General features: G+C 68.7%; 21 protein-coding genes. 3 read left to right on the top strand and 18 right to left on the bottom strand.

The window, feature by feature from the left end:
- Positions 1-181 precede the first annotated feature (181 nt).
- Entirely contained in the window at positions 182-3,028 is a 2,847-nt protein-coding gene (locus O7617_RS22935) for a hypothetical protein (protein WP_282258051.1), read from the top strand.
- A 106-nt stretch (positions 3,029-3,134) separates the two neighbouring features.
- Here the strand turns inward: O7617_RS22935 and O7617_RS22930 are convergent, their stop codons facing one another.
- Positions 3,135-4,457 carry an ATP-binding protein gene (locus tag O7617_RS22930; RefSeq protein WP_282258050.1) on the bottom strand — a complete coding sequence of 441 codons (1,323 nt, stop codon included), beginning with the start codon at positions 4,455-4,457 and terminating at the stop codon, positions 3,135-3,137.
- 179 nt (positions 4,458-4,636) lie between these two features.
- Here O7617_RS22930 and O7617_RS22925 point away from each other — a divergent pair, with 179 nt between their 5' ends.
- Positions 4,637-5,743, top strand: coding sequence for a hypothetical protein (locus O7617_RS22925; protein ID WP_282258048.1), 1,107 nt, complete (start codon positions 4,637-4,639; stop codon positions 5,741-5,743).
- Positions 5,744-5,778: 35 nt separating this feature from the next.
- Here O7617_RS22925 and O7617_RS22920 read toward each other — a convergent pair whose 3' ends face one another.
- Positions 5,779-6,558 (bottom strand): transposase family protein, encoded by a 780-nt coding sequence (locus O7617_RS22920; protein ID WP_282258046.1) that lies wholly within the window; start codon positions 6,556-6,558, stop codon positions 5,779-5,781.
- A 96-nt stretch (positions 6,559-6,654) separates the two neighbouring features.
- Here O7617_RS22920 and O7617_RS22915 point away from each other — a divergent pair, with 96 nt between their 5' ends.
- Positions 6,655-8,412, top strand: a complete 1,758-nt coding sequence (locus O7617_RS22915; RefSeq protein WP_282258045.1) for a hypothetical protein — start codon at positions 6,655-6,657, stop codon at positions 8,410-8,412.
- A 153-nt stretch (positions 8,413-8,565) separates the two neighbouring features.
- Here O7617_RS22915 and O7617_RS22910 read toward each other — a convergent pair whose 3' ends face one another.
- From O7617_RS22910 to O7617_RS22835, 16 genes are all read right to left on the bottom strand, one after another.
- The gene (locus O7617_RS22910; protein WP_282258040.1) at positions 8,566-9,972 is read right to left on the bottom strand and encodes a hypothetical protein; all 1,407 of its coding nucleotides are present in this window, start codon (positions 9,970-9,972) and stop codon (positions 8,566-8,568) included.
- Positions 9,973-10,127: 155 nt separating this feature from the next.
- Positions 10,128-10,577, bottom strand: coding sequence for a hypothetical protein (locus O7617_RS22905; RefSeq protein ID WP_282258039.1), 450 nt, complete (start codon positions 10,575-10,577; stop codon positions 10,128-10,130).
- Positions 10,578-10,626: 49 nt separating this feature from the next.
- Complete coding sequence (locus tag O7617_RS22900) at positions 10,627-10,776, bottom strand: hypothetical protein (RefSeq protein ID WP_282258037.1); 150 nt, start codon at positions 10,774-10,776, stop codon at positions 10,627-10,629.
- 15 nt (positions 10,777-10,791) lie between these two features.
- Complete coding sequence (locus O7617_RS22895; RefSeq protein WP_282258036.1) at positions 10,792-11,442, bottom strand: DUF6042 family protein; 651 nt, start codon at positions 11,440-11,442, stop codon at positions 10,792-10,794.
- 177 nt (positions 11,443-11,619) lie between these two features.
- Positions 11,620-12,849, bottom strand: a complete 1,230-nt coding sequence (locus O7617_RS22890) for a histidine decarboxylase (protein ID WP_282258035.1) — start codon at positions 12,847-12,849, stop codon at positions 11,620-11,622.
- 78 nt (positions 12,850-12,927) lie between these two features.
- Positions 12,928-14,238, bottom strand: coding sequence for an MFS transporter (locus O7617_RS22885; RefSeq protein ID WP_282258034.1), 1,311 nt, complete (start codon positions 14,236-14,238; stop codon positions 12,928-12,930).
- An 80-nt stretch (positions 14,239-14,318) separates the two neighbouring features.
- Positions 14,319-15,719 (bottom strand): amino acid permease, encoded by a 1,401-nt coding sequence (locus O7617_RS22880; RefSeq protein ID WP_282258033.1) that lies wholly within the window; start codon positions 15,717-15,719, stop codon positions 14,319-14,321.
- Entirely contained in the window at positions 15,716-16,249 is a 534-nt protein-coding gene (locus tag O7617_RS22875) for a MarR family transcriptional regulator (RefSeq protein ID WP_282258032.1), read from the bottom strand. The genes O7617_RS22880 and O7617_RS22875 overlap by 4 nt, the downstream gene beginning before the upstream one ends.
- A gap of 169 nt (positions 16,250-16,418) precedes the next feature.
- Entirely contained in the window at positions 16,419-17,534 is a 1,116-nt protein-coding gene (locus O7617_RS22870) for a M23 family metallopeptidase (RefSeq protein ID WP_282258030.1), read from the bottom strand.
- The gene (locus O7617_RS22865) at positions 17,531-18,049 is read right to left on the bottom strand and encodes a hypothetical protein (protein ID WP_282258029.1); all 519 of its coding nucleotides are present in this window, start codon (positions 18,047-18,049) and stop codon (positions 17,531-17,533) included. Before O7617_RS22865 ends, O7617_RS22870 begins: the two co-directional genes overlap by 4 nt.
- The gene (locus tag O7617_RS22860) at positions 18,046-18,216 is read right to left on the bottom strand and encodes a hypothetical protein (protein WP_282258028.1); all 171 of its coding nucleotides are present in this window, start codon (positions 18,214-18,216) and stop codon (positions 18,046-18,048) included. Before O7617_RS22860 ends, O7617_RS22865 begins: the two co-directional genes overlap by 4 nt.
- Before the next feature lie 53 nt (positions 18,217-18,269).
- Positions 18,270-18,530: a hypothetical protein gene (locus O7617_RS22855; protein ID WP_282258027.1), complete on the bottom strand. Its 261-nt coding sequence runs from the start codon at positions 18,528-18,530 to the stop codon at positions 18,270-18,272.
- Positions 18,527-19,126, bottom strand: coding sequence for a hypothetical protein (locus O7617_RS22850; protein ID WP_282258026.1), 600 nt, complete (start codon positions 19,124-19,126; stop codon positions 18,527-18,529). The genes O7617_RS22855 and O7617_RS22850 overlap by 4 nt, the downstream gene beginning before the upstream one ends.
- Positions 19,126-20,979, bottom strand: coding sequence for a TraM recognition domain-containing protein (locus O7617_RS22845; RefSeq protein WP_282258024.1), 1,854 nt, complete (start codon positions 20,977-20,979; stop codon positions 19,126-19,128). Before O7617_RS22845 ends, O7617_RS22850 begins: the two co-directional genes overlap by 1 nt.
- Positions 20,979-22,430, bottom strand: coding sequence for a hypothetical protein (locus tag O7617_RS22840; RefSeq protein WP_282258022.1), 1,452 nt, complete (start codon positions 22,428-22,430; stop codon positions 20,979-20,981). The genes O7617_RS22845 and O7617_RS22840 overlap by 1 nt, the downstream gene beginning before the upstream one ends.
- Before the next feature lie 119 nt (positions 22,431-22,549).
- Positions 22,550-24,046: an SCO6880 family protein gene (locus O7617_RS22835; protein ID WP_282258021.1), complete on the bottom strand. Its 1,497-nt coding sequence runs from the start codon at positions 24,044-24,046 to the stop codon at positions 22,550-22,552.
- Positions 24,047-24,052 lie beyond the last annotated feature (6 nt).

Here is a 24,052-nt window from a genome sequence, read left to right as displayed (position 1 = left end):
GACGTGCACACCTGCGCTCGGTGACAGCATGCTTGCCCACACTCGCGCGGGTTCTCCTCGCACGAGCTGTGCAACACCGCCCTCTCGTCACGCGCTAGGTGGTAGGCCGAACCGCCCGCGTACGCTGTCTGTGGGCCCTGGCGGCCCGCCTGAGTGACAGGGTGGCCGAGAAGGTGTGACGTTGAGCGATAACCTGGAGCAGTTAGGTCCGACCGGCTTTCAAGACCTCGCGGCCAGCCTTGCAGTTGCTTCCTTCGGGCCAGGTGTTCAGGTTATGGGCGCCGGCCGGGACGGCGGGCGGGACCTGTACCACCGGGGTTCGCTCATTTGGAAGCCGATGCAGGACGAGCCTGGCGAGGTGTGGGAGGGGTACACGGTCCTGCAGGTGAAGCACAAGGCCGCCCTGTCCGCCAACCACCAGGAGAATGCGGCCTGGCTGTGGGGTCAGGTTCGTGAGGAGCTGAAGGCTTGGGCTGATCCCGAGGGAGATCGCGATCCTGTCCCCGACTTCTTGATCATCATCACGAACGTGGTGCTGACGCCGTTTCCCGGGGTCGGCGGCCACGACGCGTTGCACACGAGCATTACGAGTTACATAAAGGGCTTCGAGGACGACACTCGCGATATCGACTCGGAGGCCACGAAGGATCGGCTCGATCGACTCGCGCGGCTTAGGCGCATCAACAAGGTGCGGGTCTGGGATCGCAACCAGATTCAGGCATTGCTCAAGCTGCACCCGGGCGTCCGTGAAGCCTTCCCAGGATTCCTCACCGCCGGTGACGTCTTTGCCGCGTTGGCGCAGTTCACCGACAACATTCCGTTAAGGGACCTTGAATCGGGGCTCCGGGAGCACGCCAAGACGACGCTCATGGGCGAGGGCTTCATCTACTTCGACGAGGCGGGCAGCGGCGACGGCCAAGGGATCCCCGTTCACAACGTGGCCATCGACTTGCCTGTCACCTTCGCCGGCGGCACGAGACAGACGAGCGTGGTGAAGTACGTGCTCGACCGCGCAGAACATGTCCTTACTCCCGGCATTACCACGCAGGCAGCGCCTCGGCACTTAATCGTCACCGGCGCGCCCGGCAACGGCAAGACGACGATTTCCAAGTTCCTCGTCCAGGTGTTCCGCGCAGCCATGCTCAAGGGCTCCGAAGACCTAAGCGAGGGCCATCGAGAGGTCATCAGCGGCACCGCCGAAGCCCTAAACCGCTTCGGCCGTGAGATGCCGAAGAACCGGCGCTGGCCGATGCGCATCGATCTGGCGAGGTACGCCCAGGAAGGAGGGCTCGGCGACGACTCGACCCTGCTGCGATGGATCGCGCACAAGGTTTCGCACCGGTCCGACACGGGCGACGTGACACCGTGGGCGCTGAAGAAGTGGATGCAGAGGTGGCCCTGGCTGCTCGTACTGGACGGACTAGACGAAGTTACTGAACCTTCGGTGCGCAGGCGGCTGATCGAGCGGGTCACCGAGTTCGTCAACATGGCTGAGGCTGACAAGAGCGATGTGCTGGTCGTCCTGACTACTCGCCCAGTCGGTTACACCGAGAACATCGCGCCCGCGCACTTCGAGCGAGTTGATCTGGATTACCTCGACCTTGGTGAAGCCGTACGCTACGGCGAGCTTGCGACAAGAGTCAGGCTCCGCACTGACCTCGACCGCATCGACAGGGTGCTCAGGCGCTTGCACAACGCGGCGGAAGACGAGGCCCTGCAACATCTGCTGCGGACCCCACTCCAAGTCCTGATGCTGACCATCATCATCGATGGCGCCGGTCAGCTCGCGCCCGACCGCTACAGCCTCTTCCGGGGCTACTACGACGCCGTCTTCAGGCGAGAACGCGACAAGCCCGCTGGACTTCACAAGATGCTGCAGGAGCATGGCCAGCAAATTCAGCAACTGCATGAACGGGTTGGCTTCGAGCTGCAGGTGCGCGCCGAGACGGGCGACCGCTCCTACGCCACCCTTACACGAACAGAGCTGCGGCAGATCGCGTGGCAGGTCCTAGACGAGGCCGGGTTCAAGCCATCAGGCAAGGACGCCCCCCTGCTGGACAAGATCTTCGACGCTGCCACCAAGCGACTGGTCCTGATCGCGCCACGCGGCACGGATGGCTACGGCTTCGATGTCAGGTCGCTGCAAGAACTCATGGCAGCAATGCACCTGACAACGGGGCCACTTGACGGCGTACTTCAACGCCTCCGAGTCTCGGCCGCCAGCCCTTACTGGCGAAACACGTGGCTGTTCGCGGCGGGTCAGCTCTTCTCCACACCGCAGCCGCATCAGCACGACGCCCTGGTCCGCCTCGTCGAGGCCATCGACGAGGATGCCGACTATCGGCTGAGCCGGGCGGTGCCGATCGGCCCGCGGCTCGCCCTTGACATCATCGACGACGGCATGGCTCGCTCCTATCCAAAGTGGCGCGACCGGCTCGTTGCGCACGGCATGAAGGTTCTGACAGAGCCTGATCCGCCAGACCTGCCCTCGATCGCCAAGTGTCTGGTGCGCTTCGCCAACACCGGTGACGACCAACGCGCCGCGGTGGCACAGGGATTGCGAGACGCACTGGCTGGGACGCGGATGGCGCGGGACACAACGGCCGCACTGCAACATCTGGTGCCAGCGATCGTTGACGAGGTCCACGCGCACAGCAACGTGCGAGGCCTTGCCGGTGTGAGGAAACACCCAGACGCAGTGCTCGCGCCCGAGCCCGCGAGGGGCTGGGAGGACTTCGAGGTCGAACTCGCCACGAACCCGTGTACCGGTGACGAAGACCGCCTACTCCACGCCGGCGCCGCCGTGCTTCGTTACATCACCGCCAACGCAGCCCGCGATGAGGAGGCCGCCACCCTCCAGCGAGCGCTGGAGATAGGGCAAGTCGCGGCGGGGCTCACAGCGGCCCTGGCGCACGTAATCGGCCATGAGCAGGTGCTTCTCGAGAACCTTCGAGACGGCGTAATTCCGGGTGTACACCGTCGCCTCATCGGGGAGCAGCTGCGCTCGATGACGACCGAGAATCCTTAGGTAACGCTGTTCGCACGGCTATTGAACGGATGGGCTAATCGGCCGAGCGGCCAGCCATGCCGACCGGGGTAGCTGTTGCACGGGCAGTGTCCAAATTGCTAACCAATCAGGCGAGCGGCTGCGTGAGCACCTCGACGCCGGCAGCCTGGGCCCAACTGGTTACGGTTGGACGGATCTGCTGATGCCAGTAAGGAAGGCGGATCCCGCCATCGGCGGTCACCTGCCCTACCTCGGGGGCACCAAACGCCTGGAACAGCTCGCTGGCGAGTCGGTGCGTTGCCGCGACCAATCCCGGGCCGTCCGCGCAGAGATCGTCGATCTCGGCGACCGTGTCAGCCCACGCGCCGCTCGCGATCTCGCCGCCAATCCGGTCTGCTGGGAAACCGAGAGTGTCGGCAATCGCTGTCGGAGCGTTCGGCGTGATGGCGGCTCGGACGGTGGCGAGGCCGCCGGCAGCAGCCCTATCGCGTGCATGACGAGCCAGGAACTGCAGTCCCGCAGCAATGCCAAGGGTGAGCCACTGGTCATCGACGAGACGGGCGGTCACGTCCCCGAAGCCAGACGGCGTGCTGTCCACCCCGCTGGCGAAGACGCCGCTGCCGTTTCCGTGAAGCTCGCACGCGCCACGCGAGATCAGCTTGTTGGGCTCGTACTTCGTCATGGCTACAAGGCGCCGACGCCGCACAGTCGACCGGATGAAGTGGCGCACTCCGATGCCGAAGGCGCTGTGGGTGGTATTGAGGTTGCTCAGCTCGAACGCCCTCAACGCCGCGGTGTCGATGGTGAAGGCTCCCGGCATGTCAGGAACGAGGGTCACGACCACGAACGTCTCGTCCTGCGAGAGGCTTGCGGTGAGTGCGGCTTCAACCCGGGCGGCTTCGTCGGTGCGGTCCGCGAACCCGGCGAAACGTGCGCGGTATGCCTCTGCCACCAGCGCTTCGGACAGCCAAATCCGTTGGGTCCCGATCCGCTTGGGGTAGAGCAGCGAGTTGTTCTGCATGTACGCATGAGGGGCGGTCGCCGTCCTGGCGACCCAGATGACGAGGAAGCCAATGCCGGCCCGCTCGGGGTCCTCAACCGCGATGATGTCGAATGTCGGCGTCGGCTGAATGTTGGCGACGACGGTCTGGTGAAGGCGAAGGCGCTCGGAGTCGCTGATGTCAACCCCGACGTCCTTCTTGGCGCGGCCCTGGTCGTCTTCCTCCATGCCCAGAACGATCAACCCGCCGTTGGCATTGGCCAGCCCGCCGACGTCACCGCACAACTCCTTCCGGTCCTTGTCTCGACTGCTGTACGTGTCCCGCTTAAAGTCCAGGTCGGGGCTCTCCGCGGCGGCGGGGATGAGACCTTTCACCTGTTGATAGGTCAGGGTTCCATCGATCGGTCCACCGAGGAGCTGTTCGAGCCTGCGGTTTCGCAGCGTTGGCATGTGTTTGATCGTGAACCGTCCTGCAGCCGAGAAGCAAATGGCAGATCAGCAACATCGCCGCCGGGGCCCGATCGGCCTGGGGCTTCCCGCCCGGACGCTTCACACTGGCCAGGCTGCGACAGTCGATTGCCGTTTGCTGGCCACGCCGAGTGGCAGGCGCTGGGCCGAAACGCGCGATAATGGCCGGCATCATGAGCCCACGACGAGGCGGGGAAGCCGACAAATTAGGCAACCGGTACGAAACTGCCTGGACGGTTCGCCATCTGCTGCAGGTGCTAGGTGGGAACGGCGAGTCGCTGACCGTCGAGGACTCCGGCGACCTGGCCAAGAGCGTCGAGTTCACCTACCGGCGGACCGGTGCCGTCGAGGTGCACCAGGTCAAAAGGCAAAACGGCGTCGCGAACGGCTGGACTGTCCGGTCCCTACTCGGCATGGGCATCTGGAATCACGCCCGCTACCACGTCGGGGCAGGCCGGGAGTTTCACTTAGTCTCGACTGTTCCAGCGCGTGTGGCGCAGGAGTTGTGCGACAACGCCCGCAGCGCCAGCGATGTGCGAAGTTTCGTCGATCACTGGCTGCCTAACCAGAACCTTGAAGAGGCCTTCTCCCTTCTGGCGTCGATGGACGTCCTCGGCACCGACGAGCGGGCCTGGCGAGTCCTGCGCGGTACCTGGATCGAATGCCACGGCGAGCAGGACGTGGCTGAGTTCAACGGGCTGCTGGCCGGGCAACTCCTGGACGGTGCGGCTGGCGCTCTCGCAGCCGTGGGGCTCGGCGACTTGGTCCTCCATCACCTTGGTCGAGAGCTGACCGCGCCACTTATCGAGGAGCATCTCTGGAAATACGGCCTGAGGCGTGCCTCCACGCGGCGCAAAGAGACCGTCGAGCGGCGCACGTGGCGTTTGGTACCCGTGGGTGACTGCCCCCCGGAGCAGGTTGGTGTCCACCCTGCCGCCGCGAGCGGTGCTCACCACCACGGGCAGCCCCCGTACGGGACGCGGGAGCACGACAATCTGTTGCGCGCCCAGGTGCGCCAGGCAGCCGTGGCCGGTGGCATGGTGGTCGTCGTCGGTGGCTCCTCGACGGGTAAGTCGCGGAGCCTGTTCGAGGCTGTCCGGTCGGAGCTTGCCGACTGGCGCATTCTTCTGCCGGACGACGCGGAGGCAGTCCGCGGCGCTAGCGCGCAAGTCTCGGCTCATACGGTGGTATGGCTCGACGACACACCCGCGGTGCGGTTCCTGGGGCCGGACGGGCTCACTGCCGCCGACCTAAGGGATGTCTCGTAACTGGGTGAAGGTGTTGCCCTGGACCGGGCCGGTGGTCAGCCGGTCAGGATGATGTTGTGGAGGTTGGCGATGCCGGAAGCGGCTTCGGCCAATGTGTGGCCGGCGCGGCGGTAGTCGCGCAGGATCTTGAAGTTCTTCATCCTGGCCAGGGCGTGTTCTACCCCTGCTCGAACCGTGCGGTGTTCGACGTTGAGGGCTTCCTTCCAGTCCGGCAGGGAACTGCCGTCGGAGGGCTTGCGGTACGGCATGATCACCTCCGGGTTGCCCCGGTAGCCGCCGTCGGCCATCACCGGCCGCCCGTCCAACGTCTCGGCGATGCCCGAGGTGCGGTAGACGATCGTGTCGTTGCGGTTGCCCGGCTGCGGGTCGCCGACGGCGATGACCAGGCGGGTGGAGGCGTCGATGGCGACCTGCAGGTTCGTCGAGTACCGGTAGTTCTTGCTCCGGGCGGCCAGCCGGTGATCGCGGGTCGGGACCAGAGTCCCGTCGACGATCGCGATCTGCTCGACCGGTCGCTTGCGCACCGGCGCCAGGGCCAACAGCGGCGCGAGGGTGTCGATGACCCGATGCGCCGCGGAGTGCGACACCCCGAACAGCGGACCGATCTGGCGCATCGTCAGGTTCGTGCGCCAGTACGCGGCGACGAGCAACACCCGATCGGCGAGGTCAAGAGCCCACTGCCGGCCCGGCCGGCCATCGGCGATGCCCTCACCGCCACGCTCGGCGACCAGCCGGACCAGCTTGCGGAACTGAGCGGGCTGCAACCCGGTGAACGGAAAGATCCACTCCGAGCGAGCTGCCGTGATCACCTGCACCCCGGCATCCTGCCCGACCATCCTCAACGGACAGACGCCAGGGTTACGAGACATCCCTTAGCCGCGCTCATCGAAGGTGAATATTCAGAACCCCTGGTGATCGTTTATCTGGCTTGGCCCGACGCTTACCAGCGGATGACTACCGTCCCTCAGGCGGTGAAGGGTGCGACCGATGACCCGGCGCGTGGCACACGGGAAGCGCTGTCTCTCGCGGTGCAACCACCGATACGAGTGCCAGACGACTTCACCCCGTCGGAGCGGCGCAATCTGACGAGCGTAGCCAACATGAGCGGCGACCGGCGGCTCCATGATGCTCTCAACGACCGGCGGTACGGCGTGGCCCAGCATCTGGCCGGTGTGCCAGACGTAATGGACCTCTGGAAGGACGGTGCGACCGTGCAGCCGTACGGCGCAGCACTGATCACCGCGGCTGTCGACCTCCGCGCCCTGAGGATCCAGGAACCGCTCACCGCCGAGCTGCTCGCCGCAGCTGCTCCGCTCTACCTCACGAGCCGGCAGTACGCCGAGGCGCCGGCGACTTGGTTCGACGACGGGCTTGCGTACGCAACCCGCCCGTTGCGCGGCCTGGTCCGGGCGCTAGAGCCAGTGCCGGGCTCCGAGATCGGCACTATCGCCGGATACGATGTGGCCCACTACCTGCAGCAGCACGGCGCCATTGGGCGTGACTACACGACGGTGCCCACAGGGCTGTGGAATGTCCTCGCCGCCCACGTCACCGACCTAGACGATCTGGCCCGCCTCGGCCGCCGTGCCCACCAAATCGGGTGCGCTGAGCAGGCCCGGCCGCTGCTGACCCGAGTGTTCGATCACAGCGAAGATGCCCGATGGCGTCTTGTCAGCATGCTCGTTAACGAGCAACGGTACGACCTACTGAGGGAACATGCCGCAGCCGGGTGCGCTGAGGCCCACTACGCGCTCGCCGAGTACGCAGTCGAAGAGAACCGCTTCGACGACGTCTTGGAGCATTGGCGTGCAGCGGAAACGACCGGGCTTCAGTGGTGGGACCTGGCTGAGCAGCTGCTTGATCGCGAGCAGGAGGATGTGCTCCGGAGGCTCTACGAGTTAGCGGATCCGGCAGGCCAATTCTTCTACCTGCGGCGGCTGGGGTACCAGGGCCAGGAAGCAACGCTGGGCGATCTCGCCGCTGCGGGAGACCAGGAAGCGCAGTGCGAACTGGCGCACCTGCTGGCAAGCTTGGGACGGGTGGACGAAGCTCTGGAAGAGTTCGAGGCGCTGTTCGACTCGGAGGACAGCGAGTTGGTTGACGAGGCCGTACGCGCCTGGGGTTCGCTGCACGCCGCTCACGGCCGCGAGGCCGAGTTGCGGGACTGGGCCGCCGAGGACGCAGACGATGGGTTGCCCATGCTGTTCTTGGCTAGGCTGTTGGCCCAACAGGAACGCCTAGACGAACTCCGTGAGGCGGCGGGCGGAGGTGTCACCGTCGTGTGGCAGTACACCGCTCTGCTCCGGCGCCTCAACTGCGAGCAGGAGCTTCGCGACCTGGCACAGCGGGGGTGTCAGGAGGCCAGCAAGGACCTGGCGGAACTCTTGCTGTCGGCAGGGCGCGAGGACGACCTGCGCGCCATGGCAGCTGCCGGGGACCGCTCGGCCCGCAAGAGCCTCATCCAGTTGTGGGGCTCGCTTGGTCGCGAGCACGAACTGCGAGAGCTCGTCGTGACCGGTGACGGGCACGCGCGGGGTGAACTGACGACGCTTCTCTCCCGACTCGGGCGTCAAGAGGAGCTCAGGCGGTTGGCGGCAGCAGGAGATATGTATGCGAGCAGCTACCTCCCCGGGAGGAACTACTCGATGGAGTTCTCGGACTTGGCCTGATTGTCTGGCTGGTTCCTCCAGTACGAAACGTTACCGCCAGCACGGTCACGTCATCTGCTCCGATGGCGAATCCGACTCAAGGCATCCCGGCGGCGTCGTCCGCCTCCGGCAAGCTCCCAAATACGCAGTTCGTCCAGGGGCAGGCCGTGGCGGCTACTCGTCAGCGGACTGGTACCGCTTCACCGCATCTGAGAATCCATCCGACGGCAGCGCCGCGAGATCAACCGCGTCCGACAATCTAGGCAGACGGACCCATCCCACGTCTGACACGCGGATACCCACGAATGTCAGCGTCCAAGCATGCCCCCTGCCACCCCCCTTGTTCTTGATCTTCCGCGTGTACGCCGCCCGGAGCAGAGCCGCGTCCCGAACCGCATCAACCCGCGCCTGGAACCCGCCATCAGGCCGCTGCCCAACCTCAAGGCGAGCATCCCAACCAACCTCCATCACCCTCTCCATAAACACGTGCGCAGCCTGCGGCGCCGATGACGGCTCCACAGACTCGGGCGGCCGAGGCACCACCTCTGGTCGCACGCCTTGGCGGCCCCGCACCACCGCCAGCGCCTCCGCATAGCCGTCCGGATGCCGCCGTTTCAACTCCCCACGGGCCGACTCGACCAACGGGCGCGTCACTGTGTCCTGCCACACCGCCACCCGCTGACGGAGCCTGCGCGCCAGCGTCTTCTGCTCCAACCACCGCTGCTGCACATGCGCCAAGAACCGGAACTGGTTAATACGGCGATACGCCGCGTCGCTGTCCAATCCGGCCACCGTCAAATCCACATCAGCGATCGTCGCCATCGGCCGCGGCGGCAGGCCCAGCTGGGCAACGGAGATGTCCGCCAGTCGGGCAAGGGACGCACCCCACCGGTCAAGCAGCAGCGGATGGCACAGCTCCACCTCCTCCGGGTCGCGCTGCACGTCAGCGGCAACCACCCGGTCGAAGTCCTCGTCCGTCATGTGCTCTAACTGCTGGGCGCGGTCAGTGATAGCCGGAACGTGGGGCGCCGCAGGGCCAGCGGTGAGAAGCCACCGCGTCAACGCCGCCGTGTCAGCCGCGGGGGCGCGTCCCAAGTCGGCGGCTACGCCTATGCCAGCGGCCAGCTCGGTGATAATTTGCCCGTATTCGGCCAGATGTTCCCGGACCAGAAGTTTCATCGCCGCCCGGACCTCCCGGTGTTCCGCGGGCAGCTCGACCGGCCGGTGGCGAGCCGCGTGCCGCTTCGCGTAGCTCCGCACGGCGTGAAGCCGGGTGCGGACCGCGGCGAGGGCTTGCGTGTTTCTAACTGCGCGGGTCGAGTGGGGGCCGTCTTCGTAGCGGGCCCTCAGTACGGCTATTTGGAGGCTGGCCTCTGCGCCGATCAGAGCGTCGACCCAGTCGTCTTGCCATTCGGGTTTTTCCAAGACTCGGCGGAGCTGCTTCGGAATGTGCCGGCGGGTGGCTTCGGCGACCACGCATGTGCAGAACGTTTCGTAGTCGCTAGTGAGAAGCGCGGTGATCTGCTCATCGGTGGTGTCGGTGGGGAGTGCGGCGATGTCGCGAGGGCGCAGCTTCGTCAAAGTTGCCTCCGATCGGATCGGGCAGGTCAGCCGTGCTCAGCGGGCGCAGCGTTGCGGGGGAATAGCAGGAACACGTTCCGATCCTCGATCCGGCCCGGCGCCGCGCACTGGCGGACTGGTGTGCCCGTCTCCCACCTACGCCGAAGCGTCGAAACCTAGTCGGCCCATTGGGGATTGGGCATGTCCGGCAGCCACGCCGTCACAGTTGCAGTGCTGGCAGGGCTGTTGGGGTCGCGGGACGGGACCCATGACGTGTCGGTGGTGTCAACGAATCGGCCGAACCCGCCCACGATGTGCACAGCCAGGCTGCGGGTGTTCGGGTCGACCGCAGATAACGTCAGGCCGTCAACGTCGGCATCCGAGTCAAGACCGTCGGGCATGGCCAGCAGTGAGGCTGCGCGGCCGTTCGGCCGGAAGTTGAGGATGATCCCGCCGTCGCCGGCCACGGCGGCGATGGCGTCCGTGCAGGTGCTCAGGTGCAGTGATTCGACGGCCCGCTCCTGTGGGAGCCCGTGCAGCCACTCGTCAGGGCCGACAGAGCGGGCACTTTTGCGGAAGCCCCAATGGTCGGCGTCGGCGGTGAAGTCATCTGCGGTCGTGATCATTCGGTCCTCCGGTCAGTTCGGATCCGTCGGTCGGGAAACGCCTTGACGGCTACTCGTCGCCATCCTCGGACGGATCCCGCTGAATCTGGATGCGGTTCTCACTGAACCGCGCCCAGTCAGGGATGAGCCGGAAGCGGGCATGCTCCGCGACCTTTTCCGGGTCGACAGGGGTGACATCGCGGCCGGTACCGCGAATCATGCGGAACTCGCCGTGCTATAACAGCTGCGGCAGCGTCTCTCGCACCCGCTGGGGTGACTCCTCGGTGATGTCGGCGAGTCGCTGAATCGAGGTAAGGATCTCGTCGGGATAGTCCAGGTCTTCGCACAGGTAGCGGAGGATTGCCTGTTCGATGTGCTCATGGTCAGCTTCCCAGCGCATCCGCCTGAACTTGGCGGCCTCCGCCTCGGGGACCGGCAGCAGCTCGTCAGGGCCGGGCACATCGGTGTTGAGGCGCCACCGCTCGACGTTGTCTTCGGTGGTGTGGGTGCACAAGCCAATGTTGGCGAGCAGGTCGAAAAGTTCGCGGAGGGTCGCCGGGATCTGCCGTCCGCTGTGGGTGATGGTCTGTTCGAAGAGACGCTTCGACTCGGCGTCCATCTCCTGCTGTTCCGGGCTGGGTTCGTCGTCGTCGGTGTAGTCCCACGACCAGGCGAGGGGGGCGTCGAGTCCGCCGAACATCAGGTTGTTTTCGTGGCCGATGGTGAGGGTGGTGAGGTGGTCGAGGCTGCCGTCGATGTCTTGGGCGGTGGCGGTGGACAGGATGATGTTGATGGCTAGCGCTTGGCGGGGCAGAAACCAGATCCAGCCGCTGTCTGCGAAGTCGAGGTGAGTGGCGACGTGTTCAGTGCGCTCAGTGCTGGTCATGGATGCATCCTCCAATGACGGCCGCGGATTCGGCGTAGCCGCCGCGGTCGTGTCGCCCCCCGTGCTAAGTATTGTCTGGCGACAGGGTCGATGGCATGTGCTGTGGCGGTTGCTACCCAATTACTGCGGGGTCGTTTGGTCGGAGAGCAGGTATCGGTCCCAGGCGGCGACCCGGCCTCAGCACGCCTCCATCGGGGCGACTTGTAGCCCGGCCCCACCTGGGGCCGGGCGAGCCGAGGGCCCGATCAACGGCACGCTCGCTCCCAGGATCGGAGCATCGTGCGGCACAGTGGCAGTGACGATGTCGTTGACGAATTGGTCGATCTGGGTACGGCTGACCCCTGGCATGCAGATCACGTGGCTCCACCCACCGCTCGTCGGAAGCGGCCACCGTTTCAGGACCGCCGACGGCGGGGTGCGCAGGACGACCGTCATGGCCTCGGGGTTGCGCCAGCTCGGCCAGCCGATTTCTCGCAGGCGGCGGCAGGTGTAGGCGGCCAGCTCGCGGCCGTCGTACGTTCGTGCTCGCAGCCCTTCCCGGCCGTAGCGGCGTATGGCGCTCCACATCATGACGGCGGCGTGGCCATTGCGGGAGCCGGTGATAGTGCCGTCGGCGCAGCCGGTGTAGGCAACGAGTTGATCCAGGTGAGCGGTGTGGCGTCGCGGGGCTATGACCGCGCTGCAGGGCAGCGGTGTCCCGAGGAATTTGTGGCCGCTGACGCAGATGCTGTCGGCGCCGTCAGCGAAGTCGAATCCGGGTGGGTCGTCGGCGAGTGCTAGCGGGATACCTGCCAGCGCGGCATCGCTGTGGATGTAGCGCTGGGTAATGCCGATGCGGTCGAGTGCCGCGCGGATCTGTCCCACGTCATCGATCGCTTCGGTCATGGTGGTGCCGATGTTGGCGACGACGATGACGGGCCGGTCGCGGTGCCATCGCACGAGCCGAACGAACTGGTCATAGTCGATCTCGCCGTTGGGCTGGCTGTCGACGACGACCGTGGTCATGCCGAGCAGATGTGCGGCCTTGGGGACGCTGTAGTGGGCGGCGGTCGAGTGGTAGACGATGCCGTCGGGGTACCGGCTGCGGGCAAGGTACAGGGCGTAGAGGTTGCTTTCGCTGCCGCCGCTGGTGATGTAACCCCACCAGCGCTCGGGTGCGCGGAACAGGCCGGCGAGGAAGGCGAGCACTTCGCGTTCGAGGTCTTTGCTGTGGTTGGGGTGGGTCGGGTCGGCGTCAGGATCGCCGACGTTGTTGAGCAGATGCGCGAACAGCGGCGCCACGTTGCGGTAGTCAATGTCGACGGCGGCGGGGAAACCGATATTCGTGGCTTGCGCGGCGTTGAGCTGGCGCAGGAGGGCGTCGAGTCGAGGATCTTGGGCAGGTCCGTTGAGGGGGTTTGCTGTCATTGTTCGCTCCCGTCGAGGCCAAGAATTCAAGGTGCGGGTTGTCGCGTAGGGGTGCTGGGTGATGTCGTGGGGCGTCTGTCAGAGGCGGCATCTCCAGGCCACCGCAGTGGCTATTGCCGGCAGCGCTGCCGTCGCGGCAAGCGCGGCGGGTAGCCCGAGCGGGTGCCACAGGGCCGCGCAGCCTGCTGACCCGAGCGCTCCTCCAATGAAAAAGATGAGATTGAGCAGGCCTACAGCGCCGGCTCGGGCCGGAGGGGCTGTGTGCGCCGAGACGGCCGCGGTCAGGGTCATCTGGGCGATGGCGAAGGCTGCGAAGCCGGCCGTGGCCGCGCAGGTCAGCACCACAGGCCGCTGGTCGACGGCGGCGAGCAACACGGTGGCGCTGAACAGTGCCGCAGCGCCGGCCAGTACCCGCTGCGGCGGCAGTGTGCGTATCGCGGCGGCGGCGAGGCGGGCCATCAGCGCCGCTGCGACTGCGCCGGGTAGGAGCAGCAGGCCGACGCCCTGGGCGCTGTAGCCGAGGCGGGTCAGCATCTGCGGTACGGCGTAGACTAAGGCGAACAGCCCGCCGTACACGCCGGCTCCGACGAGGCCCGCGAGGCAGAACCGTCGGCTCCCTACGACGGCCGCCGGTAGGAACCCGACACGGTGGCGCCTGCTGTGGACAATTAGCAGGATTGCGAGCGCGCAGGTGCCGGCCAGCAGGGCGATGACGGCGGGTTGTGGGATGTGCAGGGTGGCGGATTGGATCGTCAGCAGCAGCCCGGCTGCGACGAGCACCAGCAGGCCCGCACCCGCCCCGTCGACCCGCCCTGGGATGCGTCGGCGGTGGGTCAGCGGCCAGCACAAGGGCAGCGCCACCAGCGACAGCGCGGGCAGCACCAGTGCTGCTCGCCACGACGCGGAGGTGACGAGCGCACCGGCCAACGGCGCGGTCGCCGAGTACAGGGCCATCATCGCGCCGAGTCGCGCCAACACCATCGGCCGCTGCGGGCCAGGTTGGTTGGCGGCGAGCGTGAGGGCGGTCGCGGTCATCGTCCCGGACCCGGCGGCGATCATTGCGCGACCGGCGACGGCGGCGATGAGGGTGGGCGCGGTCGCGCAGACGATCGTGCCGACGGCGAGCAAAGCAGCCCCGAGGGTGAGTACGCGGCGGGGGCCCCAGATGTCGGTGGCTCGTCCGGCCACGGCGGCGCCGATGCCGAGTCCGAGAGCGTGGATGGTCAGGATCCACACGGCCGCCGATGGAGTGGCGTGCAGTCCGGCGGCGGCGGCCGGGAGCGCTACAGCTGCGGCGCTGACTCCGTAGATGGCGGGCCCGTACAGGGCGCCGAGGCGCCAGCCCAGTCCTGCTGGTGCGGGCGTGGTTGGCGCAGCGGTCACAGTCACGAGGCGGCTCCTTTGCCGGTCGTTCGGGCAGTAGAAGGGCGGCGGTCGCCGGTCAGGGAAGTGCCGGCGACCGCCGCCGGTCATGACCGCCGGACGCGCGGGCGGCTTCGGATGGGCGCAGCGTTGTGTGCGCCTGAGGCGAGGCGATCGTGGAGTTGCCGGGAGTTTCCGGCTAGCACCTGGATCCGCTCGGACGTCGCCCGGACGGCGGGCTTCGCCCGTGTTGCAGGGACCGGCGGTGCGGGTGGCCGGGGGTGTCGCCGGTGCCAGGCCCATGCTGCGGCTGCCACGACCACCGGGAGGATCACCAAACGCCCACCGAACGCTGCGACCGCGCCAACGACGACCGCCGCTGCGGCTGCGCCCGTGCGAATCACCGCAGACGAGAGCAGTCTTACGGCGGCGGCGAGTCCCAACAGGGTGACCGATGCCATGACCACGGAGAACGCGCGCATCAGCAGGTCGACGTCAACCAGCGATGGCGCCCCCAGCGCTGCGGCTCCGACCGCCGCTGCGGCGCTCGCTTGCAGCCCCAGGCTGCGCCTCGGCACCCCGGCGACACCGTTGGCGGCAAGCCACCTGGGTAGTGCGCCGTCGCGGCCCAGCGCCGCACCGGCGCGCGATGCGGCAGCGATGAACGTGAAAAGCGCGCCGAAGGTCAACAGCAGCGCGCACAGGGCGGTGACCGCCATCGCGCCCGGCCCGGCTGCGGGATCAAGCAACAGGATCAGGGGCACCTCGGTATCTCCACCGGAAGCGCCGAGGACCCCGACGGTGCAGATCGCGAGACCGGCGTAGAGCAGGGCGATGATGCTCAGGCTCGCGGCGGCGACGACCGGCAGCTGCTTGCGGGGGCGCGTGAACTCTCCCGCCAAGTTGGCGGCGGCTTCCCAGCCGCACACGGCGACGAACAGCACCGCTGCGGCGCTGCCGATTCCGGCGAGGCCCTGCGGGGCGAATGGTTCGAACCGGCTGGCTGCGACATGTGGCAGCGACACGGCGACGACCGTTGCGAGGAGCGCGAAGAGCCCGCCGGTGAGCGCAAGGTGCACGCGGCCGGACACGTGCAACCCGAACAGGTTCATCACGTATGCCAACCCCAGGACACCAGCGGAGACCCACCCGGCCGCAGCAGGTCCCCAGCCCAGGGCGGTGGCGGCGTAACGGCCGCCGGCGAGAGCCCCGGCGACCATGCCGAGCGGCACCGCTGCGTAGAACCACCACCCGACGACGGTGCCCACGGCAGGTCCGAACGCCCGCCGGGTGAACGTCGCCACCCCGCCCGTGTCGGGATAACGCATGCCGAGGGCGGCGAACGCCGCCGCGATCGGCACCGACACGGCCAGCATGGCAGCCCAGGCCAGCAGCGACGCCGGTCCGGCCGCGTGCATGGCCAGCGCCGGGAGAATCAGGACGCCGGGCCCGAGCACCGCCCCGACGTACAGGGTGGTGCCACGCGCTACACCGATGCGCCCGGTCACCGGGACGCGCCCGGGTCGTCGGTGGCATCGCGTTGCCTGCCGCGGGTCGCGAGGACCCGAAGCGCCCGTGCCAGGTTGTCCCCAGTCGGCAGGCCCGGCCCGTGGAACAGGCGAGCCTGTTCGGCTTCCACGAGTCGTTGTACTCGGCGCGCGAGGTCCAGGCCGTTCTGGGTCGGGCGCAGGACCACCCGCCGCCGGTCGTCTTCCATGAGGTCGCGCCGGACGAGTCCTCGGTCGACGAGCGAGACGAGAGTGTTCGTCAGGGTGGCTTTGGCGATGCCGATCTCGGCGGCGGCGGTGCGGGTTTCCACCGCCCGCCGGGCGCAGACCAGCACGAGCACGTCGTAGGTGGTCCAGGTCATGCCCTCGTCCCGCAGGACGGCCCGCTCCAGGTGAGCCCGCAGGACGTTGGCGGTGCGGAACAGCTGCGCCAGTGGCCCTGGTCGCGGCGGCGGCATGCGTGGCGTGTTGGCTGCCGGCCGGTAGATGCCGGCGACGCGGCGCGGTCGCCGGTCCGTGGCGGCGCTCATTCGAGCCACCTGCGCCGCGCGGGACGTCGGTTGGGTTTGCGGTTGCGGCGCTGGCCCACCTGTCCGCCGCGGTCGTGCGGCGGTGGCGGCTCTGGGGCCCGTCGGCGCGGACGCTGTTCTTCTTCGTGCTCCTCGTGCATGTCTTTCCCCCCGTGCTCTTGCTGGTGCGTTACCTGCCGTCTGCTGCCTGCGCCTCACCTCCTTCGCCGAGCGCGGCGCCGCGTTGGCGCATGAACGGGACCGGGTCGGTGGAGTTGGAGTTGTCCAGGTCGCACCGCGGGCCCGCGCACACGTCCTGGTGGGTTTGGAAGTGCAGGTGCGGGCCGGACGAGTGGCCGCTCGTGCCGACCAGGCCCAGTTGCTGGCCTGCCTGCACGGCGTCGCCTTCACTGACATCAGGGCGGCGAACCATGTGGCAGTAGCGGGTGCCGTACCCGTCGGCGTGCACCAGATCGACGTACCAACCGCAGCCTTTGGTGCTGGGGCTGCCGTCGACGTCGCAGTTGCCGGTGCTTGGGTCGCAGCCCGCCCACAGCACTCTTCCGGCGCTCGCGGCGCGGATGACCGTGTTGCGGTCGACGCTCAGGTCGACTCCGGCATGTAGTCGGCCGGAGCGTGGCCCGTAGCCGCTGCCGACAGCGGCGCGCAGCGGTGCCGTCCAACCGGACGCCGCCACGCTTACCGGGCGGTCCGGGCAGACGGCGAGGCTCGCTCCCGGTAGGTCGGTGATCGTGGCGACGCCGGCTAGGGCGGCGACGACCTGCTCTGCGTCGTGCTCGTACTGGCCGTACTTGTCGGGGAACGCGGAAACCTGCACGCGTTGCGCGGCGACGGTCAGCGGCATGGCCTCCCATCCGTCAAGGCGCCGCAGCTTGTCGTAGAACTTCGTCGAGGCGTAGACGGGGTCGAGGATCTGCGCCGGGTTGCCCCATCCCTGGCTCGGGCGCTGTTGGAACAGTCCGAGCGAGTCGCGGTCCCCGTCGCGCAGGTTGCGCAGGCTGGACTCGACCATCGCCGTGGCCACCGCGATGACCCATCCCCGGGCCGGCACACCGAGATCCCGACCCACGGCGACGATCTGCGCGCCATTACCGACCTGCTCGGCGTTCCACCGCCCGACCGCCGACACCGCAGCGTCTCCCGTGACCGCTGGGGCGGACGGCCGGTCGGCCGCTGTGCAGGCCGTGGCTGGCGCGTCGTCGGTGAGCACCACCGCCACCGGCAGCCCACACAGCAGCAGGACGGCGACGAGCACGGCCGCGACCCCGATCCGCCAGCGGTTCACCGGGCCGCAGCCTCCTCGCGCGGGCCAAGCGTGGCGACTAGCCACCGTCCGCTGCTGCGCACGCAGATCACTCGCAGCTTTCCGGCGTCGGTGGTGACGTCGACGTCGACCCGATCGGTCGTGGCCGCGACGGCACGCCCTGGACCGGTGACCCGGGTGGCGGGAACGTTGGTTGGCTGCACCGTGGCGAGCAGTTCCGCGTACGCCGGGATCGCGTAGGGACGCACACCGGCCAGCCACCGGTGAGCAGGAAGGTCCGGGCGCGCCCAGGCCCGTGTGAACTCGACGGCGGCGCTGACGGCTGCGGGATCGGTCGTCGCTGTCGTGGTGGGAAGGACCCCGTCGGGATCCGCGGCGAGGGACGCGGCCGGCACCGGAGGTGCCGGGACCGTGTGGGTGCCGGCGGCCGACCCCGACCCGCCGTCGGAGGGCGCGGATTGCGGGCCGCCGCAAGTGGCGAGCAGCACGATGCTCACCCCTGCGGTGGCCGTCCTGAGGGCGCGGTGCCGCGTCACGGCTGCTCCTGGGGTGGGGCTGGGGCCATGTCGGCGCCGAGGGCGGTGTTGAGCCGCTGCCCCAGCAGTCGCACCCGGTGGTGGACGTCCACGAGCTGCGCCCGCACGCTCGGGCGGCGGCCGGCGCTGTCGACGACCATGTCGATGTCGTGGCGTAGTTGCGCCAAGCCGGCGTCGATGCGGGCGAGCGGAGCGGCGACGGTGGCCCGGGCGGCGGTGCTCAGTCGTCGACGTCGCGGTTGTAGTCGCCGTCGAGGTGCCCGTCGCTGGCCCAGTCCAGCTCCGTGTTCCGGCGCGTCATCTCGTCGAGTTCCGTCCATTGCTGCCTGTCCTCCTGGTGGTCGTCGCGCCAGCTGTGACGCTCGTCGTGGATTGCGGCGATGTAGTTGCGCAGTTGGTCAATGCCGGTGCGGAGTCCGGTGAGCGCGGCTTCGAAGCGCTGCCAGTCCCAGACGCTGGTGACCTCGGCGGGTTGGGTCATGTCGTCCCTCCTGCTCTCGGTGCCGGCGCCGCACGCTGCCGGGCGTTGACGTCGTCGGTGACAGCCCGCTCGGCGTCTCGTGGCCACGGCGGCGACCAGACGGTGTCGGTGCTGCGGGGTGTGTGCTGGCCGTGGCGGCAGCGGGTGGTATCCCAGCCCTGCCAGCGATGCCGGGCCCGGTGCAGCGCCTCGTGCCAGCGCACCGGTGCATCCGGGTCGGCCTTGCGGGAGTAGGCGTGGTGCCACGACACGGCCAGCGCCGTCAGCTCCTCCACCAGGGCGGGGTGCGCTGGCCAGCACGCCCCGAGGTCTTGGGCGAGGCCGTAGCGGTCGACGAGCCACTGCGTCCAGGCGATCAGCCACGCCCACAGTTCCCGTGCCGCGTCGCGGTCCAGGTCGCGCCAGCAGTGACGCGCCGGCGCCCACCGCGTGTCGTCGTCGATCGCGTCGACGCGCTCGCCGAGTGCCACGTGCGCCTCGGCGAGGCGTTCCACGCTGACGCGCAGCGCGTCGACAAGCCCAGCAATCTCGGCGATCGCCCGCTGCTCGCCCGACGCCTGCTCCGGGATCTCGAACAGGAACCCGCGGTCGGTCATCAGCTTCGCCGCCCTTCGAGTCGGGCGTTGAACGCGGCTTTCGCGGCGTGGAAGCGGTCCGCGTCGGGGCGCTCCCACCACGCTGGTTGTACGACCTCAACCGGGGGCATGTTGCCGAGCAGCACCAGGGCGTGGCCGGTGGGCAGGGTCCGCAGCTCGGCGAGGTCGAGCAGGTTCTCCCGTCGGGTGTTCTCCTGCACGCTGGCGCGCCCGCCGCCCCAGGACGCGGCCGATGACAGCTCCTGCACCTGGCCGAGCAGCGACTGCGCGTCCTTAAGCGCCGACACGTCCTGGGTGCCGCCCATCACGAAGCGGGCGTTCGCGCCGTCGCGTAGGGCCTGCCCACCGTCGCGGCCCCACCGCTCCTCCAGTTGGTGGGTGTTCTGGCAGGAGATCGACAGGGCGATGCCGGCGCCGCCGCCCTCCGAGGCCAGCGCGGGCAGCGACGGCAGCGGCGCGATGTTGGTGATCTCGTCGCCGATTAGGTACAGGCACGGCTCCACCCGACCGCCCGGTGCGACGAACGAGCGTTGCAGGGTGCGGTAGATGATGTCCTCGGCGATGGCAGCGAACAGCGGGGCGACCAGGGCCTGCCCGCTGCGGGTGCCAACCAGGTAGAGGGTGCCGGACTCATCCAGCCACTGCTCCGGCTGGAACTGCTCGCCGCGCGGCGGTGAGCAGGCGCGCAGGATGCGCGGGTTGCTGAACGGGTCCAGGGCGCCGAAGACCACCGACTGGATGGCGTCGCGGCTGCGGCCGGTGGACTCGCGGTGAAAGGCCAACCTGTCCGCCCACACCGTCTGCTGGTGATGGCGCAGGATCCGCTCGGCGCGGGAGTCGGCGGGGTTGGCCGCCCAGCTCGCCACGTCGGTCATCGTGGTCGTTTCCTCAAGGGCGGCGGCGTGCAAGAAACCGCGGATGATTGACGCGGCCTGGTCCTGAAAATATTGACCGTTCTCGACGTCGCCCTTGAGGCCGGCGCCGGCGGCGAAGCCCTTCGCGCGCAGCGCCGCGATGTCCGGGTCGTGCGCTCCCTCGATCGGCGACCACCGCAGCCGCGGCAGTCCGGGGACCTGGCCCTGCGGTTCGAAGATCCACGTCGGGCCGACCTCGGCGCGTAGGTCGTAGGTGACGGCGGCGACGTCGAGTCGGGTGGAGGTGGAGATGACCGCGCCGCGGGCGTCCGCGACCCGCGGCACGATGTACCGCGACGTCTTGTTGGCGAACCGCGCCGCGCCGGCCAAGAGCTCGGTGTACTCGTTGGCCAGGTACAGCGGCTCCCCGGTCAGCGCGTGGTGCCCGAGAAACCGTGCCACCTCCAGCGGGTCCTGACGGCGTCGGGTTTTCGCCTGCACGGTCTCGGGGCGGTCGTTCGCCCGGATGGTCAGGCCGGGCCGAAGGACATCGACGCGGCGCAGCACCGCCGACGCGGTCACCACCCGGTCGAGGTCCTTGCGGTGGGCGAACCCTCGCCGCTGCACCCGCCGCTGCGCGAAGCGGACCGCCGGCATGCCGAGGCCGACGAAGGCGCCGATGAACAGGCCGCACCACAGCACGTACAGCAGGGCGGTGGGGGGCAGGTCGGCGCGGGCCGTGGTCGGCCACGCCGCGGCGGGGTCCCCGCCGGTGACGATCATCCGTACGGCGATGCCGGGCGCGTCGGCTGGTGAGGTGTCCGGCCAGGTCGCGTGGGTGAGCACTCCGCCGACCTGCCCGGCCAGCCACAGCGTGAAGGTGCCCAAGAGCATGCCGAACACGGCGATGCCGAGCAGCGTCAGCCGGGCGAGGATGTCGGCGCGGGCCACGCCGCGCTTGGGCAGGCGGTGTCCGGGAGACATGAGCGAGCCGGCCATCACCGCACCTGCCCGATCGCGGCGGACTCCCGCGTCTCGTACTCCGCGTCGGTCAACGGCCGCCGGCCCTGATCCGGGGTGTGCCGCATCCGGCTGTCCGTATCCACCATCGGCTGTTCGATGGTGGAAAGCTGGTGCTTGACGACGTAGGAGCGCAGCCCGATCTTCCACAGCCCGACACCACGGCGCAGATGCAGCAGTAGGTCGGTTTCCGTGTCGGTGGTGCCGAGAAATTCGCGGGCGGCGTCCAGCGAGCCTGGCGCCTGCCGGTAGGACACCCGCACGCCGGTGTCCTCGATGAGCCCGCGGGCGATGCGGACCTGCTCGGAGTCGGCACTGCCACTGGCCGCCAAGTCCGAGAAGCGGTGAAACGCCAGGATGATTTCCGTGCCCAAGGCCCGGGCCAGCTTCATCTGCTCGCGCATCCGCCGCACCAGCCCGAGGTGACGCGCGACCAGCGCGAACTCGTCATACAGGCACATTCGGGGTGGGGCGTCGGGGCGGGTAAGCTCTGCCTCCAGCCACGACTGAGCGCAGGTCATCGCCATCGCCGTCATCTGATCCGAGGTCCGCACGTCCCGCAGGTCGAGGATCGCTCCGGGTTGGTCGAAGTCAACCGTCAGCGTCGCAGCGGCGGGGGCATCGAAGATGCCACCCAGAGCGCCGGAGATCAGCCGTTCCAGGGCCAGCCTGACGCGTCGGCTGTCGGCGGCGAACTGGTCGATGTCGTAGTTCATTCCAGCGAGGCGGTGGGCCCACGCCTGCGGGTCGCCCATCGCCGCGAGCACCAACGACAGGGTCGGGGTGTCCAACCGCTCGGCGCTGGTGCCGTCGTCGCTGCGGGTCACGGCGTCGAGGGCGTACTCGATCAGCGAGCGCTCCGCCTCGCTGAGGGCACCGCCGAGTTGGATCTCCAGCAGCCCTTCGAGCAGAAGCAGCCGTCGGGCCCGCTGGATCTGCAGCCACTCCGGCTCGCCCTGCCCTGGCTGGCGGCGAATGCCGGCGAGAGGGTTCATCACCACACCGGCGCCGGGGCCGACGCGCACCGGCCGGATCCCGGCAGCCTGGGCGAGAGCGTCGTACTCGCCCTTGACGTCGACAATGTAGAACCGGGTGCCGAACGGGATCCCTCTGAATGCGATCGTCTTGAGCAGCGACGACTTCGCGCTGCGAATCTCCCCCGTGACCACCATGTTCGGTGCGCCGAGCACACCCGCCCGGTACAACTCCCGCATCGAGAACACGAACCCGGAGTGGGAGTACACCTCCTGCCCGATCAGCGGCCCATCCACCCCGAGGCCGGGGTCGGCGACGAACGGGTACACGCTGCACAGCTGCGCGCTGGTGGTGACCAGCGGCGGCAGCCGCATCTGCCAGTACGCCCGCCCGGCAGCCGGGCCGAACTCGCCCCGCCGGTCGACCGCCGGCGGGCCGAGCAGCCGGTCGGTCATCCGCCGCAGCGTCCGCTTCTCCCGCGCCAAATTCGCTTCCGCGTCCGCCAAATCCCTCCGGGCTGCGGAATGGGCGATTCGCTGGCTGAGCGATCCTTCGCGCTGCACTCGTCGGCTGGTCATGCAGCCCACCCCCGGATCGGCTTGAGACCGCGGGCAAGGGGCAGCGCCCCGGCCACGAAGCCTTGGTCCTGCTCGCCGTAGAGCACGACCGCCTGGCACCCGGTGCGGCCCAGGACCCGCTTGATCGCGCGCACGTCGTGGCGCAGCTGCTCCTCGCTGTCGGCGGTGACGGTGACGAGGATCGAGTAGCGGTAGCGCACGTGTCCCGCGGCCTGCTCCCGGTCGACCTGCTCCACCGAGCGGGCCTCTTCGTCCTCCCGCGCGGTGCGCACCAGGCGTAGTTTGCGTTTGGTGACCTCGTCGCCCGCACGGGCGACCTTGTCGCGACGGGTCGCCAGCTGGGCGAGTTGCGCGGGCACCGGCTCGGCGACGACCGTGACCGCCCGCCGCCCAACGGTGCGCGTGTATAAGGCGGTGATCCAGGTCATGGCCACCGGCTGGCGCGGCATCTCGAACACCCACAGGGTTTGAGAGACGCCCGAGTCGTGACGGTAGGACGACCATCCGATGTTCTCGGCGGCGACCGGTCCGCCCATGTGAGGCGCCACCCCGGCCTGCGTACCGGCACGCATGTCGACGTGCGGTTGGTCCTGCGGGTCGAACTGCGTGCGCAGCACCGCCGCGTACGCCCGAGGGGTCAACCAGCCGCCGGTGTCAACCCCCGACTCCCGCACCGAGGCGTCGATGCCGGCGAGTTTGTCCAGGATCACCGTGGCGATGGCCGCGTCGGTGCCGCCCGCGTCGGCGATCTCCGCCGACAGTCGCTTGAGGTCGAACACCACCGCGAGGTACACCTCGTGGCGCTGGGTGGACGGCGCCGCAGCTGCCGTCAGCTCCGCCAACGACTCATACGCCGTGCTGCTGATGTCCACCGCCCGCTGGACCAGGTAACGCTGGGCCCGGTTGCCGGTGTCCGGGACCGCGCGGGCGGTCAGCGACCAGCGCACCAGGCCGCTGTCGGCGTACTCGCTTCCCAACAGGTTCAGCACGTCCGCCCACGAGGCCAGCCGCTGCTGCTGCACGGACGTGTCGGCGAGGACGAGGTTGCTGCCGGCGCAGATCAGCGCCGCGGTGACGGTGCCCTCGCGGCGGTGGTGCAGCAGCCCCACTTCGGTCAGCCCATCCGCGGCGAGAGCTGGCACCCACCGGTAGCCGGCGGCCGGACCGGGCAAATGAAGGTGCTCAGCGCCGGGTGATGCGGCGAACGCGCCGCCGCGGTAGCGGTCCTGTCGGGCCGCACGCTGCACCAGCGCCCCCACGACGATCGGCGTCCACTCGGTGACGCGCCGGCCGCGCAGCCGCAGCAGGCCCACCGTGATCAGCAGCAGCGACAGCAGCAGCATTGCGCCGGCTGCGCCCTGCCGGCCGACGGTGAGCAGGTTCGCGGCGATGACCAGGCAGATCACCCCGGCCACCGCCGTGCCGATCTGGCCCCAGGAGAATCCCAGGACCGAGCCGCGCGTGGACCGTGGCGGGAACTGAAAGTGCGTCACCGTGGC

It is taken from the genome of Micromonospora sp. WMMD1155, from assembly GCF_029581275.1.
GTDB lineage: Bacteria > Actinomycetota > Actinomycetes > Mycobacteriales > Micromonosporaceae > Micromonospora.
The sequence above is the reverse complement of the archived record's forward strand: the minus strand, read 5'-3'. Positions and strand labels throughout refer to the sequence as shown.